The organism is Pseudoalteromonas luteoviolacea (genome assembly GCF_001696455.1).
In the GTDB taxonomy this organism is placed as follows: Bacteria; Pseudomonadota; Gammaproteobacteria; order Enterobacterales; family Alteromonadaceae; genus Pseudoalteromonas; species Pseudoalteromonas luteoviolacea_C.
The window spans coordinates 234,440-255,323 of the sequence record NZ_MAUJ01000004.1 but is presented as its reverse complement, the minus strand read 5'-3'; the positions used below and the strand labels follow the sequence as shown (position 1 = coordinate 255,323).

Sequence of the window (20,884 nt, the reverse complement as noted above, 5' to 3'; positions counted from 1 at the left end):
AACATTATCAATCCCCTCTGCGCTACTTTAGACTTGTCGCCAGCAACATAAAAACCTATAAAGGTATTTCTCGAACGCGGATCACGAGTTTTTATGAATCATAAGATAAGCACACAAAATCAGTATGAGCATCGTTTACTCAAAGTCATTGATTATATTTATGAACATGTTGACCAAGAGTTAGACGTGAATACTTTGGCAGATATAGCCTGTATGTCTGCTTATCATTTTCATCGTATTTACCGTGAATACGCCGGTGAGACAATCAATCTTACTGTGAGACGAATGCGTATGTTGAAGGCGGCGACATATCTTGTGCGCAGTGACTTAAATCAGCAGCAAATTGCGAAGAAAGTGCGTTATGGCAGCGTTGAAGCATTCAATCGTGCTTTTCGTAAGCACTATGGCGAAACTCCTCAACAATATCGTCAATCTCGCGCTGACAGGCAGCAAAATGTCACTGTGTTGTATCCAAAATCCAACAAGGAATATTGCACCATGTATTCAGTCAAGCAGCAACACATTACATCATTAACATTAATCGGTATCGCACATCAGGGCGACTATATGCAAATAGGGCAAGCATTTGAAAAGCTGTCCTTAATGGCGGGAAAAGCACAGCTAATCGATCAACAAACACGATTCTTTGGGATCTATTTCGATGATCCCGACACGGTTGATAGAGATGCACTAAGATCGATGGCCTGCCTCTCTGTCGACTTAGAGCAACTTCCCGAAGATCATGCCTTTGAATTGATCACCATACCAGAAGGAGAGACGGTCAGTATCCTATTCAAAGGTGACTACACGGAACTAGAAAAACCCTACAACTGGCTTTACGGGCAATGGTTACCGCAGAGCCAGTTTGAGCTCGCTGACTTCCCTCCGTTTGAAGAGTACTTAAACGATGTAAAAGACACAGCACCACAAGAATTACTTACCCAGATCAACTTTTTGGTAAAAACCTAATTGGGTTACTCTCGGCCAGCGACTTTAACCAGATCGCTGGCAGCCAACAACTCTTTCGAATAAATCACAGACGTAAGCTTGGGGTGAAGGTCAAAATTAAACGTCCATTCGTTGTGACTCAACGCAAAAGCACGACGTTGCATAGTATGCAGATCTAGCTTGTTTAAATGCACAATCAAGCTTTGTTTGTCAGCCCAGTACAACGCATTGTCACGCACGATTATGGTCAACTCTGGTAGCCTTGGTAACTGTACCAGCGCAAGCTCAGTGCCATCGGCTTGCAGTCGAGAAAGCCAAAAGTCATCCTTTAAGACAAATACTTGCCCTGATTCGTCTTCAATACGAGCCAAGGCATTGTCCTGTACGCGCTCAATTTGACTTGTCGCAAGGCTATAACGCAGTAATTTGTAACTGTGTTGTTCAACTCGGGAGAAGTAAATATAGTGACTGTCTGCGCTCCAATTAGCATATACAATTTGCTCGTCATCCCCTGTCAGCCATTTAAACTGTCGATTATGAATGTCGTACATAAACAGCCGCTCTTCGCGTCGGCCAAGCAAGTATTTACCATCCGCGCTCGTTTGTAATCCATTAATGGCATCTAGCGTATCGAAGCGGTGTAACAAGGTCTTTTCACCAGCATCGGGGCCTTCATGTCTCAAACGGTATAAATAGCTGTATCTTTGGTCGCGACTCAAATAAAAGATTGCGCTGCCATCGTGGCTATAAATAGGTGACCATTCAACCTGTTCACTGGCTATTTTAAGCATCACAGGAGGCACTGATGAACTTTGAAACGGGTTTGGGGTAGAGACAATATCTCTGTAATTCATGCCGTGGCGACGCATAAGCAAACAATCTTTACCACATTCACCAAAAACGTCATTTAAACCGGGAGTAACCTGTTCAGATACAGTCAGTAGGCCACGCTCAACATCAAACCTAGCTAGTTGCCCTTTAAAACTGCTCAGTAACAGTGAGTTTGGTTGCTCCTGGCTCCACACTAAATTGGAAGCTTCAAAACCCAATAACGTCTCATGTAATAACTTGCCATCATGCTGTGCAAACACCAGCAACCGATACTGACGTAGTTGCTGGTTTCGTACTACGGCTAGGTATTGTCCATCTGCAGACTCCCTTGCCAAGACATCTCCTCGTCCTTTCGACAATGGAAAGGTGATTTGCCTGCTTATATTGTTCTCTAGACTGTAGCTAAATATGGCTTTGCTGCTGGCTTTATGGGACTGGTTTTCACTCATCACATAAGCATGGTACAAAATTTCTTTGCCATCTGCGGACCACCCTTGCAGCGCTAACTTTTGTTGAGGAATATCTAATCGACGTGGATGGCGCAGTACTCCCTCCACATAATCCGCGATAAAAACCTGATATCCATCGCCTTTATCCCTTTGATATAATATCTGACTACCATCTGGCGACATGGATATGGTGTGATAAGCTCCATCATCCTCACTTAGGCGGTATAAGAGATCGCGGTTCAAATCTTTCGCATATAAAGAGAAAGGCTCTCTATTGCTACCACGATACATAAACACGAGCGTATTTGTTTGGGCGTTATATTCCCCGCCCATTTCCGAACCAGATATTTCTGTTAGCGGGGTGACAACTGCACCAAAGTGCGCAGGTTCTTCATTTTTAAATACAAATAAAACAGCAATAATCAAAGCGATTAAGGCAACACTGCACAGGGTCCACCAGCTACGCCCTTGAAAAATTCTTGGCATATCAGGCTTTTCATTTGGCACAGTCGCATCGCCAACAAATTGGTAGCCCTGTAAAGGAATAGTCTTGATAAACTTTGGCTCTTTGGCATCATCACCAAGTGCAACGCGGACCTTTTTTACGACTCTACGAATGGCATCATCAGTTACCTGACGATTACACCACACATGCTCCAGCAGCTCTTGACGGCTGACTACTTCACCCGCTCGAGAAATTAAATAATTAAGAAAAGCCAAAGGCAAAGGCTCCAATCGCTGCTCACCACGGCCATTTTCTACCCGCCCAGAGTTAAAACAAACTCGATTATCAGCCAGCTGAACTTCATTGGATGCCTCTTCAATCCTTTGATTTATCATATAATTTTTTTCTCAAGTTAAATGACTAATTGTGACTTTCTCAGTCTACACATAAGTTCACAACAATTCCATGTCAGTCACACTTCAACCTTGGCAACCTCACTCCTATATTTTTAAAATCAGGATATTACAATTACAATGCGCCCGATATCACCGTCCGTTAGACACTCAAAAGTACAGCAGTTCATATTTGTGCTTGGCCTATTTTACAGCACGTATTCTATTGCCACCCCTCAAGCCCCGTTAGTCAAAACAACCTCAGTTTCCCTCTGGCAAAATGGCATTCAAGGTCAATTATCTTGCCAAGTGTCTGTCCCTTATACCTACACAATTGCCAGTGAAAGCGAAGCAAAACTAAATTACTTAGTGAGTGCTGGGAGCTACGTTAAGGCCGGTGATTTACTGGCGGAACAAGATGGGTTTTATTTACAGCAATCTCTCAAAGCCATGCAATATGAGCTCATACAACATAAAGCCAATTTCACTTTTCATAATCAAGAGTATCAACGTTTAGTGGGACTGGACGAAAAACACGTCTCAGCGTCAGCAGTAAATGAACATGCACTCTCTTTAGAACTCGCTAAACACGCTGTTGAGGCAACGAACAGTCGCATTAAAACATTAGAAAAACAGCTTTCAGCGCTTAAGCACTACGCCCCACACAGTGGAGAAATCACCGAGCTCCATAATAACATAGGAAGCTTTGTTCCCAGAGGGGGAGCAATATTAAGCTTCACAGCGACCGATGACAAAGAGCTACATTGTGAGGTGCCAATTAAGCAGTCTCAGCGCAATAGTCGCTTCCAAGACAAAGTGTTTTTTCTATCAAAATCTGAGCCCTTGGAGCTCAAACGCTATGCGCACAGTGTTAATCAGCGTCACCAAACACAATCAGTATGGTTTCACGTGCCTCCAAATTTATTGACCCTACCGACTGGTAAGCTCATCAATATTCACTGGCAATCAAAAACCCCTGATTTAGTTAAGCTCCCTACCCAAGCAGTCATATTTGAACAAGATACCGCTTATGTTTGGCGCGTGAATAATCAGCAAATGATAGAAAAGGTCCTGGTGGAGGTCATGCAAAACCAAGCACATCACTTCATCGTGCGCGGCACTTTACACGCTGGTGAGCAAGTCATCGTAATGGGTCAGTCTAACCTAACCGAAGGCATTCAAGTTCGACTAACCTCTCCTCCCACGCTATTAGCACAGGGAGAATAAGCATGCCTCAATCACAGCAGACGATGACCCTAAGAGATAAAATAATATTGTCTATCGCAGCCTTGATATGCGTATTTGCCACTTTAGTTGTCAATCAGTTAGAAAGTGCTTTACTCCCGCCGATCAAAAGACCAGAAATCAGCATCAGCGTTACTTGGCCTGGTAAGGGGGTTGAGGAAGTTCAACAAGTGTTAGTCTCTCCACTTGAGGAAGTACTTGATGGCATTCCCAATAGTACGCTCATCTCCACCACGGTGAACGCTGGTGGCGCATTCATTAATCTAACCTTTCAGCCTGACAGCAACATGGACGACGCATACCTTGAAACCTTAAATCGCATTAATCAAGTGCCCGGTTGGCCAAGTGAAGTCTCGGCGCCAACCGTAACAAACTTTGCTTCTGGCAGCAGTGCTTCGCTTGCTTCAATGATGTTAGTCAGCGCCGCTCCCACAACACAGCAAGCGCTTATCCAAGCCTATGAAAACCACTTAAAGCCCGCACTGAGTAAAATCACTGGCGTGCAAAGTATCGTGACCAGTAACAACCCAACTCAACAACGTGTAGACGTCACTTTGCAATACGACAAGATTAAACATTACGGTTTAGATATCACGCAAATCCAACAACAGCTAAACACCCTGAGTGATGGTTCAGGTGATTACATGCACCTTGGAGATAGACGCTATGCACTTCACTTTTCAGGGCAAAAAAGCTTATCGGAGCTGATGTCACTCCCTATTGCCTACCATGAACCAAACGTTATTTACCTTAGCGACATTGCCACCATTGAGCAGCGCACAGAACGTGAGTGGCTATTTTCTTCAGTAAACGGTAAACGTGCCTTTTATATGTATTTCCAATCTTCACCAGATATCAACGTGCTAGCCACGCTGAAAGAAACCAAAGAGGTCATCAAACAGCTCAATCAAGGCCCCCTTGCCTCACTTGACATGGAATTAAAACTCAGCCGAGACGACTCTAAAGCAGTAAAAAATGCCATATCTCAAGTCTATATTTCGTTACTTGTAGGGATTATTTTATCTAGCTTGGTGCTTTATTATTTTATCAAGCAGCACCGTTTCGTTGCGTTGATTTTTGTCTCTATTCCTATCTGCCTTGCCGCGGTTGTGTTACTCATGTCCATATTTGACTACAGCTTAAACGTCATTAGTCTTGCGGGTATGGCACTGTCCATTGGCCTATTGCTAGATGCCAGCATTGTGGCGGTCGACAGCATCGAACAACACCGCCGTGGCGGCATGCCTCTAAATCAAGCCATTGCCTCTGGTGTCAAAGCAGTGAGGGGGGCCATCACCTCATCGACGCTTTCAAGTATCGTGATATTTATCCCAATATTGCTTATGCGTAGCCCTGAAGCACAGCTGTTTAAAGATTTGGCCTTTACTATTTCAAGCGCGTTACTGATCTCATTACTCAGCGCGGTGTGTTTACTTCCGGTCATGGCTAGAATGCTACTCAATAAATCGACCTCTCAAAGTCACACTTCAAGCCAAGTTCACTCGATTTACCAGTCTATTAGTCAGTCTCGCCCAGCGGCACTGAGCATCGTCTTCGCGCTGGTACCCGCAGCATGTCTTGCAGTTTGGTTACTCACACCGCAAATGAATTTGCTACCCACAGCGAAAAATCGCGCTGTCCATGCGTACATTAGCTTTCAGGATCCACTTTCCCCTAAGGCAACCGAGTCGCATATTGCCGAACCTATTTTATCCCGAATAGCTCAACAACAGCAGCTTGGCCTAGCCCCAAATTACGATTTATCGGGGTTATTTTGCTGGCAAGGCTTCTGCCTACTCTACTTTTACCCGCCCAAAGATTGGCACTACGATTCATTTCAACAATGGCTCAAAGAATCTGTCGTGAATGACTTACCAGGAACTCGCGTCACCGTTGTACAAGAAGATCTATTACGACTCGCCTTACCCAATGCGGGCCTCAGTTACTTAGATCTCCACGGCGCTGAACTCACTCAGCTGCAATCAGCAGGTAAACAATTGCTCCATCACCTACAAAATAAATTCGAGGGAGCACAAATTAGAGCAGTTAGTGAGCTGACTAATAATGTTGCAAGAATTGATTTCACACCTAATCACCACGCACTGTTACGTTACGGACTCACTCTAAATGACTTAAAAGTGCATTTGGAGTCGTTGACACAAGGTGTGTATTTGGGACGATTTAATAGCCAAGGACAAAACTTACCTTTTTATCTAAAAATACAGAGTTCTGATGACCTACAAACCCTACTAAGTCGCGAAGTTACCATTGCAGGGATTGGCTTGAGGCCCCTTTCCGAACTGACCGATGCCCAATTTTCTGTCGCGCCATCTAGACTTAACCGAATCAATCAACGCAGCGTTGCAACCTTAAGTCTCACTCCCCCTATGGAGATGAGCCAAAGTGAATTTGTCGCGGCTATCAAGCAAGAAGCCAAAAGCTTCCTATCTCAACAAGAATATCATCAAATTAGTACCTCTTGGCGCGGCAGCGCTGATCAATTAGGCACGTTCATTACTGAGTTTAGCCACATGTTTCTACTGTCTTTGTTCATTTTATGCGTGCTGCTACGTTTGAGCTTACGTAATTGGCGGCAAACTTATGCAGTCCTGCTGAGCATGCCTCTGGCGATGTTAGGAGGCATGCTGTGTCTGCGACTCATCGGGTTATTCACCAATCAACCACTCGATATTATCACTATGATTGGGTTTATCATTTTGATGGGGCTCGTTATCAACAATGCCATTTTATTGATTAATCAATATGAACTGGCAACCGAGCAAGGCCAATCCCAACAAGCCGCCATCATGCACGCAATTGCTGTACGCAAACGCCCCATATTTATGAGTACGGGGACCAGCATCTTCGGCATGTTACCGCTGATGCTGTTGCCTGGTGAGGGCGCGGAGATCTACCGCGGTCTGGCAGCCGTTATTGTCGGCGGTATGACATTCAGTGCACTGCTCAGTATTCCATTTATGGCCGCGCTGCTTTCATTGCGCATGTATCAAAGTGAGTGCTCCCCACACACAACATGCTCCGTGAGCGCGTAACAGGTTATAAATAACTTTGTTAATACCATTTACCTATCCGATAAATGGCCTGTTCTTACAGAGCTGTGCCATTTATTTTTTTATAGATGCCCTCTCAGTATTTACTCTTAGATGGGATTAGTTGGATAATCACCTCACATTCATTTGAACCACTTAAAATTGTTCAAAACGCAGTCAGAATATAAGGGGAAATCATGAACATAAGGAATGTGCGAACATTTGGCATGCTATGCTTTTGTTTGTTCATACTGCTCGGCTGGCACACAACACTCAAAGCCGAAAATCAAACTCGCCAAACACCACATGTCGCAATAATCGGTTCAGGTCCACTCGTCCCTAAAGGCAGTGGTCAGGCATTGCCTATCAGCTACAAAAATGCCAAACAGGTCGATGTCGAAATACTTCATCTGACCAGCCCCCATGACTTTTTAAGTAGACACTATCTGAATGACTCTATTTACCCCAGCTCGCTAGACCGCTTAAGTTACAGTTTTAATAGCGTATTTGCTGACAGGTATACCTTGCCAGATAACGCCCCAGATACAACCCACAGCGCTAAACTGCCTATTCCAAAGCACTTAGCATCGGGCTGGTATATAGTAACGGTAAAAGCCGCTGGTATATTTGACGATATTCAAGTCAAACATATGCTCCTAACTGATCTTGGCATACAAGCTCGCCTTCAAAAAAACAATGCATTTTTCAGTGTCAACCGCTTGAAGGATGGTGTTAGTGTCAGCAATGCAAAAGTGAGTATTTATCGCAATCATAAGCTACACAGACAAGGTCGCACCGATAAAAATGGTAATCTGCATTTAGCCTTTACAGCAGAACAGAACGATATCGTATTGGTGGAACATGATCAAAACGGCACAACCCCTGAAATCGCATTACTGCCTTTGCGGGAAGTCCCTTTAGATCTATCTGCATATGCACTTGGAGGGCGTCCTTACCAAGAAGTAGAAGCCTATATTTATAGCAACCGAGACTTAGTAAGGCCAGGAGACAGTCTACCAGTCAACGTACTATTACGTGACCACGATGGATTCGCACATGAAAGCGAAACACTGACGCTGACAGTGAAAAACCCGCATCAAGATGAAATCATCAAAGAGACATTAACTATCAGTGATGCGGGTCTATTTCAAAAGCAGCTTATTACGGCAAATGATTGGCCTACCGGCCGATATACCGTAGGGGTCCAATTAGATCCAAGTGCAAACCAATCTATCGGAGAATTCCATTTTCAACTTGAAGAGTTTGTACCTGAGCGTATGGACTTACAAGTATCACCGGCTTCAACTTTTGTCTATGCGGGTACGCAAAACCACATTAAACTCACGGGTAAATATCTGTTTGGCAGCCCTGCCGCTGGTAATATATTTACCACTGATATTTCCCACCATCCCGTGCGCCATTTTACTGGTCCCTATAAAGACTTTATCGTCGGACAAGATTTCTACTTATCTAGCCGATACAAATCCTTACCTAAACAGCCAATGTCTGAGGAAGGCACTGCTTCGGTTGCCATCTCAACACCAAATGTGCGAAACATTAAAAGCCCCATCAGCACGAAAGTATTTTTCGCTTTGCAGGAGTCAGGCGGTGCTGCGGTGCAACGCAGTACAACATTTACAAGTTGGAAAGATACGCCTCTTCCCGCACTCAAGCCATTAAGTAAAACCTTTAAATACCGCTCCGATGCGACCTTTGACGTTGCCTTGCTAAGTCCTGATGGACAACACCTAGAAAGCGGCAGCGTGCAATTAACTTTGTCTTATGACCAAGGCCGCTATTATTGGATGTATGAAGAAGGCATCGGCTGGACAACAAAAAAACAAGACCAATGGCGACAAACGCAACAAATGGTCGTCGACTTAAATGCCGCGACGACACGGGTAGAACTGCCCGTCACTTGGGGGGACTATAAGCTCGAAGCGGTGGATTTGGCTAATGGCACTAAAACCATCCATCATTTTTACGCTGGCTGGTATCGCGGTTACCGCCAGTCCCCGACGAAACCGGAACATTTACAACTGTCACTCGATAAAACGGCGTACTCGAGCGGGGACCATGCGAAAATCACCTTTGACTCTCCAATCGACGGCGAACTGTTACTTACACTCGAAGCTGACCAAGTATTGTGGTCGACAAAGCGCACCGTGCAGAAAGGCCAGTCTGAGGTTTCAATACCGATTAAATCAGGCCTAAACCGTCACGATTTATATGTCACTGCAAGCGTATTTGGCCAACAACAGAAAGCACCAAAACGCTATTTGGGTATTTCACCACTCAAATTAGATAGAGCCGATCGTGAAATTAAACTCACCACCGCAATGCCAGAGAGTATTGAGCCTTTACAGACCATTACTATTCCAGTGAAAGCATCTGGCGTAACCGCAGGAAAAGCAACTTGGGTGACGGTCTCTATGGTTGACAAAGGGATCATCAACCTAAGCCGATTTTCACCGCAAAGCCCCCATGACTTTCTGTTTGCACAGCGCCGCTACAGCGGAGATATTGTTGATTTATACTCTCGACAATACGACCCTCGCCCCAATCCATTCGCGCAATCCAGATTTGGTAGCGACAACAACAGCAATAACACCAACCGTAATGACGATTTAGTCGAAAGCAAAACCATCCAGTTGATGTCTAATCCTGTGAAATTCGTAAATGGAGAAGCACTGATTGAACTCACCTTGCCAGACTATAATGGCGAAGCACAGCTGATCGTAACCGCTTTTAATGATGCACAAGTTGGCCAATTAGTCCAAGATCAAATCATTCGTATGCCATTGGTTGCAGAGCTTAGCGTTCCGCGCTTTTTAGTCCCCGGAGACATCTCGAGTATTGCCATTGACTTACACAATATCAGCGGCGAAACAAAGCAACTCAGCGTCAACCTACAGACTGATTCAGGCGTTCAATTGCTTAACCAAGCTGCACAGCAAATTGTGCTTGAACACGGTAAGCGCTGGAGTCATGCGCTACCACTTAGCGTTTCCAATGTCACCTCTGATAATATCGTCACCTTCACCTTAACTGTGCAAGGTCAAGATATAGAGGTGAATAGAAGCTGGCGCGTACCAATCAAATATATAGAGCCATGGGCAACCAACGCCAGCAATCATACGCTTGAGCCCGGTAAGTCCCTAACGATTAACCAAGATAGTTGGTCAGGGCTCAATATGATTGCTGGTAAAGAAGGCAAATTATTAATCAGTCATGTTCCGATACTGAACATTGCCGAATTTGCGAGAGGGTTAGGTGCTTATCCGTATGGTTGCGCCGAACAAACCACCAGTAAAGCATGGCCATTCGCACTCAAACATCCTGAGCTGCAACGCTTCCAACAAAGCGCGCTAAGTCAAAACCCCCAGCTCAAAAGCAATCAGGACTTCTTAAGTGCAGCTGTGAAACGTTTAAAAACAATGCAAAAAACAACGGGAGGTTTTGGACTATGGGGCAGTTATGGCGTCGAAAAACCATGGTTAACTGTCTATGTAACGGATCTACTCACTCATATTGATAAAAACTATCCAGAGATAGTGCCTCGAAGCATGCTTCAAGACGCACAGTATCGTGTATTAAGGTATGCGCGCGGTGACTTTGTAGATGGCTTGACTAGCCGTAAGGAAGAAGCCACAGCAGCAAAAAGCTATGCCGCTTACTTTTCTAGTCGTATGGGCAAGTTAAGTTTCAGTGATCTTGAAGCATTGCACCTTCGTACCCACCCATCTCAACTGAGTTTGCTGCATTTGGCCGCTGCATATGCCAATACCGGTGCAAGTGTCCAAAGTGCCGCATTGCTTAATCAATACAGACAGCAAACAAGGAGTCAGCACTATTTCTATGATTATGGCAGTGATATTCGAGATCAAGCCTTAGCTACGTTAGCCTTGGATGATATCGCTCAATTACAAGACTTAAGCGAGCAAGCGCAGAAGCTGCGTAGCGCCCTACTTGAACGACTGCCAGAGCAAGTTACTGCGCAATCTTGGTTAAGCACACAAGAACGAGCTGCACTGCTGCGTGGGGCAGTCGCGGCTACCCAACACAACCTGCAAACGCTGAACGTGCAAATTGATCAGGACCAACTCATGCACACTGGCCTGCTGGAAAAAGCGCTAAAGCCTGACACAACGGTCACAAATACAGGCAGCAAAAGTCTGTATATTCAGCAGTTAGCTACAGGGTATGTTAGATATGATGGCAACATAGCAAACCAAGTGAACCCATTTAATACCATCAACATGAAACACTTGCTGCGACGTTGGTTTACCCTAGATGGTAATCCTATGGATAACAACCTCACGTTAAAAGTTGGCGATCGCGTTGTGGTAGTACTCGATGTGCACAGCAAAGAGCGTATTCATGATGCGCTGCTGGTTGATCGTATCCCTGCTGGGTTTGTACTTGAAAACCCGGCATTACTTCAGGAGTTAAACATTGAACAGTTGCTGCCTGATGGTGTCATTCTGGCCACTACAGAGCATCAAGAGTATCGCAGTGACCGATATGTCGCCGCTGCAGATATTCGTAAAGGAAAGCAGCAATTTGCTTACCTTCTAAGAGCTGAAGTCCCCGGCGTATATGGCAACCCACCTAGTTTCATGGAGTCCATGTATCGTCCACAAAAGCATGTGCTTTATACGCAATACCCCTCTACACTCTCCATTGAGCGCTAGTATTGTTTAGCAACCACATGGCAGATAGCATAACCCCTGCTATCTGCCTATTAACTTAGTCGTAATGCAATGACCATCAAAAAAATTTTTGTCACTATCTCATTTGTCTTAATCACGCTGATTTTGGTAGGCATTGCTTGGCTTATGACTAACCCACTCCCTCCAATCTACCCAAACGGGCCAGCAACGCGTATTACAGCCAGTGACCATACGACCCTGCGTGCGTTTGGCGATGCTCAAGGCGTGCATCGATATCATATTGGGTCACAAGACGTAAATCGCTTTTATATTCAAGCCTTACTGTATTATGAAGATCGATGGTTTTACTATCACTATGGTGTAAATCCTTTTTCATTACTAAGGGCTGCGGGGCAATGGGTAATGCATGGCAAAATTATATCCGGCGGATCGACCCTAACTATGCAAGTCGCCAGATTGATTGATCCGCATGACAGAACCATCGCCGGTAAACTGCATCAGATAGCTCGCGCAGTGCAGCTTGAATGGCATTATTCTAAAGATGAAATTCTCGACTTTTACCTTAATTTAGCGCCATTTGGCGGCAATATTGAGGGTATAGCAGCTGCGTCAATAAAGTATTTTGGCAAACATCCTAAATTGCTTAATAAAAATGAAGCTGCGCTACTCGTTGTACTGCCACAACAACCTTCTCGCTATCGTCCAGACCGCTATAGAGATAAGGCCAAGGCAATGCGAAATAAAGTGCTCGCTAGGTTGAAAGGCAGTAACTTAATCACAGCTGCACAACTGAACCTATTGGTTAGCGAGCCTGTCCAGTTATATACACGCAAACAAACTCCCTTGGCTCCGTTGTTAAGTCGCTATTTAAAAAACCAACACCCACAAAACCACACTATCAGCACCACCATTGACTTTGAATTGCAAAGCCGTCTCAACATTTTGATGAAGCGCGTCAGTGGTCAGTTGCCACGTAAAGCGTCTGCAGCAGCAGTCATCGTACAAAATTACAGTGCAGAGATAATCGCATATCAAGGCTCTGTTAATTTTAATGACCTGAGCCGTTTTTCCCATGTAGATATGGCGCGTGCTATTCGCTCCCCAGGCTCAACGTTAAAGCCTTTTATCTACGGCCAAGCAATTGATATGGGCCTGATCCACAGTAAAAGTTTATTGAGCGACCTACCTAGTAACTTCAATGGCTATAAGCCCCAAAACTTGAATGGCTACTTCAGTGGTGCCGTGACTGCAGAGCAAGCGTTACAAAAATCGCTCAATGTACCCGCGATTCAACTTCTTAACCGCATCACGCCACAACGTTTTGAAGATAAATTGGCAGCGGCCAATATTCACCTCTCACATCAGGATGCAAACTTAGCTGTGGGTCTCGGAGGCACAGGTACCAATCTAATTACACTGGCTACACTGTATCGCGCATTAGCCAGCCGTGGTGAAGTGACCACATTGCATTCGCTTAAGGCAGACAAAGTACGACTTCCGTTAAACAACCAGCGAGCTACCAAAACAAGTACAATCCTAAGTCCAGAAAGTAGCTGGATTTTATTTCAAATGCTCAGTTCACAAAGCGCGCCTGATCGCGTGGTCCCGTCAACTCGAAGAAAGATTGCATGGAAAACAGGCACGAGCTACGGTTATCGTGATTTTTGGTCTGTCGGCGTCAGCCCTGATTATACTGTTGCGATTTGGGTAGGCCGGCCTGATGCCAGTCCGATGCTCGGATATTTAGGAGCCACACAAGCCGCACCGATCATGTTTGATGCCTTTGATCTGTTGCCGGAAGACCAACACCTTCTCGAAAAGCCCGCTGGTGTCCAGAAGACTTTGATCTGTTGGCCAAGTGGCAGAGCGCTGGCGCAAGTGCCACAAGAAGACTGTAAAGAACAGCACCTAGCGCTAACAATTAATGGTATGACACCACCGAGTATGGACCTTTACGGCAACTTTACACTTTCGTCTCAGTGGCCCACTAAGCTTGCCCAATGGCTGGTAGCGGAGAAAGCGATACAACCTAACATGTTGTTGAATCACGCTTCCTCTGCTCCAGCAATTACATCTCTGAAAAGCGGTCAACACTACTACCGTTCACAAGTAGATGTTTTGCCGCTCACGGTATCTAGTACTCAAAAAATTCAATGGTTTATCAATCACAAACCCATAATAACTCCTCAATTGCACCTAAAAAATTACCTTGGAGAAACCGTGGTGTCTGCATGTATCAATACAGACTGTGATACACAAACGATTTATATACATCCATAAGCAGCTTAAATGCGGTTAAATTCCCTAAAACAAACACAAACGTCCACAGTAGGTTTAGATATTCGCTGCGGTTCTGCTAAACTCTGGGTTGTTAGCGCGTTTGATTTAACGCGGCTTTTAAGCTCAAGAATGAAAAAGGTGAATGTAACTGTGTCAATTGATCCTTGGAAAGTATTAGAACTTGAACCGACTTCAGATCAACAATTAATTGAAGCGGCCTATCAAAAAAAACTTGCAGAACTCGCATCTGAATCAGAGCAAGTACGTGATGAACAAACCACTTTGCTCAAACAAGCTTACGATGATGCCCTGCAAACACTCAAGCAACCATTTTCGCCTAGCGAAGCGAGTCAAGCGCATCCACTTTACCAAGAGTTTAATGAAGAACTGACGCAACTATTAGGCAATGCATTACGTCGAAATCAACTCACTGCTTGGCAACTTTTGATAGACCACCCTGCAGGCCAAGAACATGCACTTAGAGACGATCTCAGCGCGCTCATTTTTGACCAAATCTTACATTATCAGAAAACTTGCGAAGACGATAAGCAATTGATATCCAGTGAGATACTCATTTATTTAACCGAACAACTTGAATGGTCGAAACGAGACGATCTTCAAGCGCGCTACGGTGACAATTTTTACTATCGTATGACACAACAGCGTTTACCCGAGCCAGAGCTTATACCTGAACCTATCGCCGATACGGGTAACTTGGCCAATATTTTTATTGGACTGACGATTGTTTGTGCCATCGGATTACTGATGATTTCAGTCTAGAATTCGCAGCCTTAGTTGTTATCCCCTGAGTCCGACATGGCTAGATGTGATACAGTAGCAAGCCTCAATGCGAATTTGTCATATCAGCCATTGTGAATGACGTAAAACTAAGGAAACATCATGACCATTACTCGTAAACATACCAACCAGCGTATGAGCCGTATTGTTGTGCATAACGACACCATTTATTTATGCGGTCAAGTATGTAAAGACGCAACGCAGGGTATCAAAGAACAAACCCAAACTATGCTGGACAAAGTAGATGGGCTATTGGCAGAAGCAAATAGTGACAAATACCATATTTTAAGTGCCACTGTTTATATCAGCGATATGAAACACTTTGCACAAATGAATGAAGTCTGGGATGCCTGGGTGCCTGAGGGCCATGCACCTGCAAGAGCATGTGTAGAAGCAGCTATGGCAAGACCTGAACTACTGGTTGAAGTGTCTGTTACTGCCGCGGTTAAACAGGACTAGCAACGTATAAAGTGCGTGTTATTTATACACGCACTTACATCAAATCACTACATCACCACGCTCCGATAGCTGAGACAGCGCCGCTTGTAAACGTGACATTGCTAGGTCAAACTCAGCCCGACATGAGGGGCCGCCTAGAGTAAAACGAATGCCATTTAAGGTTGTCGGCTCACGCCTTGAACTGAATACATCCAAGCTGCGCACCAAGACACTATGACCTTTTAAATGCGCTGCCAGATAATGCATATTCAGCTCATCGGGCAACATTAAACATACATTAAGACCTGCAAAACGTGCATGAAAATCAAATCGCTCCAATACATTTTGAAGCGCTCTCTGACGGTACCTCAATTCTTCTGCAAGTTTATTTTGCACATATTCATACTCTTTGCCCTGCAGTGCCCGCATGAGTAATTCAAAATTCATCATAGACACCGACCAGCACTGAGCATGAATGGCATTGATGACTTGCTGCTGCCATAAAAGAGGGGCAAGTACATAGCCAACTCTCAACCCGCCACTAAAATATTTTGAAAAACTAGCAATATAAAAAATACGATCCGATGCTTGTTGCCACAAAGGCAAGCGCCACTTTTCAGGAAGGCAGTAATTCACGTCATCTTCAATGATGAAGAAATGGTATTTACGGCTCATGGCAAGCAGCAAGGCAAGCTTTTCATCGCTATATCGAATATTGGTTGGGTTCTGACAATTTGGCGTAATATAGATTGCCTTCACAGGGTGCTGCTGACACAAACTTTCTAATGCTTGCAAGTCAATGCCATCTTCCTGCACTGGTACACCTTGATATTGTAAGTGAAGGCTTTCGCATGCCTTTATAAAACCAGGATAGGTGAGTGATTCATGTAACACTAAGTCTTGTGGTTCACACAAAGCAGACAAGCAGGCAAAAATGCCCTGTTGAGCACCTTGAGTAAAAACGATATCGTGCTGGTCGCATTCAAACCCTTTTTGTTTGAGCCACTCTCGATAAAATCGTTGATGGCGTTCCAGCCCATTAAGTTTGTATGTCATGACTTCTGCGAGATCCGCCACACTGTGTGATAACGATTTCATCGCCGACGCCATCACCGTGTCTTGCCCCATTGATGGTTGCACGCTGGACGCTAAATCACTTACCCCATGCGTGGTGGCACTGCAATTGCGCTTTGATACATAAGTGCCTGCACCAAGCTTGGCACTAACCAATCCACGCTGCTCCAACAAAACATAGGCGCGGGTCACGGTACCATGGGTAATACCGAGTGCGTCTGCAAGCGCTCTCTGAGCCGGTAAGCGCTGCTCAAACCTCAGTTTTCCTGCCTCAATAGCCGTTTCAATTAACTCAGCCAGTGCCATATATTTTGGCTGGCGTTGGGCGAGGTCATTAAATGTGTCACTGTCTGGGTGCCAAATTGTATTCATAACAATAAATAAATTGATGACTAATTGTATTTATGACACTAATAGATTACAGAGCAAATAGCAATAATTGTATCAATACAATATGGGAGGACCACAATGCATGCTACCGAATTGATTGCCCTTATACCTGCTTTAGTCATGTTTAGCCTTGCGGCATCAATTACCCCAGGACCCAATAACATTTTACTGACTTACTCAGGCGCAAACTTTGGGATCAGAAAAACTATGCCACACATTGCAGGCATTCGCGCCGGCATGACTTTGATCCATATTGTGATGTTAATTGGACTTGGCCAATTACTCGTGAAAAACCCCAATGTACATATGTTATTCAAATTGCTTGCAAGTGGTTACATCCTTTATTTGGCCTATAAAATTTGCCTGAGCCGTTCAACGAACAGTACCAGCCAAGATCAAAGTCGACCAATGTCATTTGTCGAAGCCGCAATTTTTCAATTGATTAACCCCAAGTGTATCGCCACACTGCTGTCTCTCAGCACAGCGCTAACATTGCCTGGGGAGCTTTATTGGCCATCTGCAATACTCGGCGTGCTCATGTTCAACATCGTTGCTTTGTTCAGTGGCTTCAGCTGGATTTACTTTGGCAAAGTTATCAGTCAGAAATTACAAAACCCCAAGCACCAGCAATATTTTAACTATGTGATGGCTTCACTATTACTGGTTTGCCTACCGTTAATCCATATTAGCTAATCATTGAGAGGTTACGAATGAAACTTACCAATCAACTCAGCAAGCAACAGTTCAATGAAGTCCACCAATTCCTGTCACAAAGAAGTTATTGGAGTAAAGGTATTTGTATCGACAAGTTACGTACGGCACTGGAAAATTCGCTGTGTTTTGCCCTTGTTGATAACGGCCAACTTATCGCTTTTGCGAGAGTCGTTAGCGACTATGCGACTTTTGCAAACTTGCTGGATGTCTTTGTTTTGGAGCCTTATCGCGGTATGGGGCATGGTAAAAAGCTGATTGATGCCGTTGTAACGCACCCTAAACTACAAGGGCTCCGGCGCTTTAGTTTGGCAACCCATGATGCCCATGGGCTATATGAGCAATTTGGCTTTAAATGTGTCAAACAGCCTGAATTTATGATGGAACGCTATCACCAAAAGGCCATCACCTTTCATAGAAACACGCCTACCCACCGTCTAGCATCGCTTTGATTTGCACTTTATGAACTGGTTGTTTACCAACCAGCTCAATGGCAAGTATATAAATAGCGCACTTAGATTGGCTATTAAAGTGATTAACTCTATTTACTTGCCGGTATGCGTTTGTGGCTTACAAGGAAAGTGACACCCAGTGATCACCGCGCCACCAGCGACTTTTGCTGTTGCAGAGTCAGCCACCTGCTTGTTTGATAGGTTCGCTAGTTTTTTTGATTTCAATGTTAATTTCATCTTTATTTCCTTATTTACATTCATAATTCGCCATCTCAATGGCAGGAAATAAAATACCCAAAACAAGTCAAAAAACAACCATTAACTATTCCGTTAAATTTATATAAAACATAAACTTGAGTAAATAAAAAACAGAAAAGTGTATAAATAAAAACAATCAATATGCGCTATGTCCTTACAATACACAGGTATAGCGCAATGTTTCAGAACGAAAGTATAAACCAAGCTGAAATAAACACTTTATTCCTATCAATAATCAAATAATACATCCATTTGACCCAGATCAATTCGAGTTCCTCCATTCACCCTGTCCTGTGTGTGCCTATCTCATATCGCTTGTCACTCCCGCTGTTCACTTTTAATGTAGTGACAATATCAATAAATCTAAAACTACTATGAAAACAACACTGACTCTCGCGACTGTGGGCACTTTGTTAGGGCTCACATCTGCCACCAGCTACGCCGATTCCCCCCTCAAGTCTGAAGATATTTTCCAATTGGAGTATGCTGCCAGCACTCAGATCAGCCCCGATGGCAAAAAAATCGTCTATGAGCGTAATAGCTACGATATTATGAAGGACGCCCCGAAACGGGCGCTATGGCTCTATAACGTAAAATCAAAAGAGCATTACCCGCTATTTTCAGATCAATATACATATAGCCAGCCGCGCTGGTCACCAGATGGCAGCAAAATAGCGTTTACCAGCAACCGTAGTGGCTCTCGCCAACTACATGTGTACTGGGTCAAACAAGACAAGCTCGCCGTTTTAACTCAGCTACCCAAAGCAGTTAACAATATCACTTGGTCTCCCGACGGTCAGCAGATTGCATTTACGATGAATGTACCACAAGGTAAGTCTGAGTTTGCCAAATCAGTAAAGCTGCCAAGTAAACCAAAGGGTGCACAGTGGTCAGAACCCGTCAAGGTCATCGACAAAGCGCGTTATCAAGCTGATGGCAAAGGCTTTATTGAACCGGCTTTTCGTCATGTATTCGTTATCCCGGCCAATGGCGGAACGCCAAGACAAATAACTCAAGGCGATTTTCAACATTACGGCCCACTGGCATGGACGCCTGACAACCAAAACCTCGTTTTCTCATCAGACCACCACCCTGAGTGGGAATACAGAACCACTGAATCGGATTTATATAAAGTCAGCTTAAAAGAGTTGACGCTAACTCAACTGACTGATTATCCAGGTCGTGAATATAACCCCACCTTTTCTGATAAAGGCGATAAACTGGCCTTTATCAGCCGAGGCAATGCACCTGTTCCCTACATAAATGGAAAGTTGACATTGCTGTCGACCAAAAACAATAAGCGCACAACACTGACGCAGGACCTTGATCGTTCCATTGCCGACTACCAATGGTCCGGAAAAGGAGACTTCGTTGTTCAATATGACGACCATGGTAAGCGAGTTTTGGCCAAAGTCTCATCGCGTGGCAAAATCAAATCCTTGCTAGATGATGTGTCAGGCACAACACTTGGTCGCCCTTATGTCAGTGGTAATTTTACTATGGCCAACAATGGGGCGATTGCGTTCACTCAGGGGCATAGCCATTCACCAGCTGATGTGGGCTACTTCTACAAGGGTAAAAAAACGACTCTAACTCAGTTGAACCAAGACCTACTGGCAACCAAAACGCTTGGCGAAGTCCATGAACTCAATTATAAATCTGAGTTTGACGGCGAGCATATTCAAGGTTGGTACATCACCCCTCCGAATTTCGATAAGTCGAAGAAATACCCATTAATGGTCGAGATCCATGGTGGCCCACACTTAGCATATGGCCCTCACTTTAGTGCAGAATTACAGCGCTACGCTGCGGAAGGTTACGTGGTAGTTTATGTAAATTATCGCGGTTCAACGAGCTATGGTGAACGTTTCGCGCTATTACTCGATGGGAAATATAGCTCTAAAGAGGACTTTGCAGATCACAACTCAGCTGTGGACACACTGATTGAGAAAGGCTTTATTGATGAGCAAAATCTATTTATTGCAGGGGGCTCCGCTGGTGGTATTGCCACGGCTTACGCCATTGGTTTAACCGACCGATTTAATGCAGCGGCAATCACTAAACCCGTCATAAACTGGATTAGTAAAGTGCTGACCGCAGATAGTTACATCGGCCAGATCCGTAACCAATTTCCAGGGCTTCCTTGGGAGAACCTCGCTCACTATTGGCAACGTTCGCCGCTATCTTTGGTGGGTAATGTTACGACGCCTTCATTAATCATGACTGGCGAGTTAGACCGACGCACTCCGATGTCTGAATCTGAACAATTCTACCAAGCACTGAAACTACGTAAGGTCGATACCGTGCTTATTCGTGTACCTGGTGCACCCCATGGTATCGCAGGCAGGCCATCACGCATGATCTCTAAGATTGAGCATACACTTGCTTGGTTTGAAATGTATAAAAAACCACAAGCTAATTAGTACACTTAAATAAGGGGCTAATAGCCC

At 44.5% G+C, this 20,884-nt stretch carries 13 protein-coding genes; 10 read left to right on the top strand and 3 right to left on the bottom strand.

The window, feature by feature from the left end; all coding sequences use genetic code 11:
* Positions 1 to 93 precede the first annotated feature (93 nt).
* Positions 94 to 969, top strand: a complete 876-nt coding sequence (locus tag A7985_RS14050) for an AraC family transcriptional regulator (RefSeq protein ID WP_065791108.1) — start codon at positions 94 to 96, stop codon at positions 967 to 969.
* A 5-nt stretch (positions 970 to 974) separates the two neighbouring features.
* Here A7985_RS14050 and A7985_RS14045 read toward each other — a convergent pair whose 3' ends face one another.
* Positions 975 to 3,068 (bottom strand): winged helix-turn-helix domain-containing protein, encoded by a 2,094-nt coding sequence (locus tag A7985_RS14045; RefSeq protein ID WP_065791107.1) that lies wholly within the window; start codon positions 3,066 to 3,068, stop codon positions 975 to 977.
* Positions 3,069 to 3,206: 138 nt separating this feature from the next.
* On the opposite strand from A7985_RS14045, the gene A7985_RS14040 reads away from it, so the two are divergent.
* The 6 genes from A7985_RS14040 (at position 3,207) to A7985_RS14015 (ending at position 15,570) form a co-directional block, all read left to right on the top strand.
* Positions 3,207 to 4,292, top strand: coding sequence for an efflux RND transporter periplasmic adaptor subunit (locus A7985_RS14040; protein ID WP_065791106.1), 1,086 nt, complete (start codon positions 3,207 to 3,209; stop codon positions 4,290 to 4,292).
* Positions 4,293 to 4,294: 2 nt separating this feature from the next.
* On the top strand, positions 4,295 to 7,363 hold the full coding sequence (locus A7985_RS14035) for an efflux RND transporter permease subunit (protein ID WP_065791105.1): 3,069 nt from the start codon (positions 4,295 to 4,297) through the stop codon (positions 7,361 to 7,363).
* 194 nt (positions 7,364 to 7,557) lie between these two features.
* Positions 7,558 to 12,054, top strand: a complete 4,497-nt coding sequence (locus tag A7985_RS14030; RefSeq protein WP_065791104.1) for an alpha-2-macroglobulin family protein — start codon at positions 7,558 to 7,560, stop codon at positions 12,052 to 12,054.
* Between the two features lie 69 nt (positions 12,055 to 12,123).
* Positions 12,124 to 14,313, top strand: a complete 2,190-nt coding sequence (gene pbpC, locus A7985_RS14025) for a penicillin-binding protein 1C (protein ID WP_256096768.1) — start codon at positions 12,124 to 12,126, stop codon at positions 14,311 to 14,313.
* 9 nt (positions 14,314 to 14,322) lie between these two features.
* Positions 14,323 to 15,093, top strand: coding sequence for a hypothetical protein (locus tag A7985_RS14020; RefSeq protein WP_065791103.1), 771 nt, complete (start codon positions 14,323 to 14,325; stop codon positions 15,091 to 15,093).
* A gap of 120 nt (positions 15,094 to 15,213) precedes the next feature.
* Positions 15,214 to 15,570 carry a RidA family protein gene (locus A7985_RS14015; protein WP_065791102.1) on the top strand — a complete coding sequence of 119 codons (357 nt, stop codon included), beginning with the start codon at positions 15,214 to 15,216 and terminating at the stop codon, positions 15,568 to 15,570.
* Positions 15,571 to 15,609: 39 nt separating this feature from the next.
* Here the strand turns inward: A7985_RS14015 and A7985_RS14010 are convergent, their stop codons facing one another.
* On the bottom strand, positions 15,610 to 16,995 hold the full coding sequence (locus A7985_RS14010) for an aminotransferase-like domain-containing protein (protein ID WP_065791101.1): 1,386 nt from the start codon (positions 16,993 to 16,995) through the stop codon (positions 15,610 to 15,612).
* 96 nt (positions 16,996 to 17,091) lie between these two features.
* Between A7985_RS14010 and A7985_RS14005 the strand changes: the two genes are divergently transcribed.
* A complete protein-coding gene (locus tag A7985_RS14005; RefSeq protein ID WP_065791100.1) occupies positions 17,092 to 17,706 on the top strand; it encodes a LysE family translocator in 615 nt (204 codons plus the stop codon).
* A 17-nt stretch (positions 17,707 to 17,723) separates the two neighbouring features.
* Positions 17,724 to 18,176, top strand: a complete 453-nt coding sequence (locus tag A7985_RS14000) for a GNAT family N-acetyltransferase (RefSeq protein ID WP_081310578.1) — start codon at positions 17,724 to 17,726, stop codon at positions 18,174 to 18,176.
* Between the two features lie 93 nt (positions 18,177 to 18,269).
* Here the strand turns inward: A7985_RS14000 and A7985_RS26525 are convergent, their stop codons facing one another.
* Positions 18,270 to 18,413 carry a hypothetical protein gene (locus tag A7985_RS26525; protein WP_176716751.1) on the bottom strand — a complete coding sequence of 48 codons (144 nt, stop codon included), beginning with the start codon at positions 18,411 to 18,413 and terminating at the stop codon, positions 18,270 to 18,272.
* Positions 18,414 to 18,808: 395 nt separating this feature from the next.
* On the opposite strand from A7985_RS26525, the gene A7985_RS13995 reads away from it, so the two are divergent.
* A complete protein-coding gene (locus A7985_RS13995) occupies positions 18,809 to 20,857 on the top strand; it encodes a S9 family peptidase (RefSeq protein WP_065791098.1) in 2,049 nt (682 codons plus the stop codon).
* Positions 20,858 to 20,884 lie beyond the last annotated feature (27 nt).